Genomic DNA, 514 nt, shown 5'->3' on the forward strand with positions numbered 1-514 from the left:
ATTAATGCCAGTCGGCAAATCCTCTGCCGGCAAAGCTGTCTTCACACTGTTCCCAAAAATATGGTCGATCATGGATTGGCTGACCTCCAGCTGAGACATGAGCAGCTTCCTTTTTTCTTTATACTGAAGCAGCACCTGCCTGAACTTGTCAGCCGTTACGGGTTTGATCAAATAGTGGGCAATCCCCGCCCTTAGCGCTTCCTGCAAATGCCGAGTTTCTGTTGCCGCTGTGATAATCATAATGTCCACTTCAGGAAATCGGCTTCGTATTTCAGGAATCAATGCGGTCCCAAGCTCGTCCGGCATATAAATATCCAGCAGAAGCAAATCAGCCTTGTATTCCTTCAAAAGCGCCAATGTCTCTTTTGCGTTGGCCGCCTTGCCGATAATCTTGAATCCATCAAGCTGTTTAATCAATCTCTCATGGATTTGCGCAACTCGAAAATCATCCTCCGCAATCGCGATGTAAATCAAATGGATTCCCCCTTTGTTTCTCCTTCGGTATAAACACAGT

Annotated in this window: 2 protein-coding genes; both read right to left on the reverse strand. The window is 46.3% G+C overall.

Annotation, left to right across the window (positions count from 1 at the left end):
• Nucleotides 1-474 (reverse strand): two-component response regulator CitT (citT, locus tag AC27IT_RS28300; RefSeq protein ID WP_487092342.1); only part of this gene is annotated, 474 nt, incomplete at its 3' end.
• Nucleotides 446-514 (reverse strand): hypothetical protein (locus AC27IT_RS28305; RefSeq protein ID WP_487092344.1); only part of this gene is annotated, 69 nt, incomplete at its 5' end. The genes AC27IT_RS28305 and citT, both read right to left, overlap by 29 nt.

Source organism: Brevibacillus sp. YAE8, from assembly GCF_057543335.1.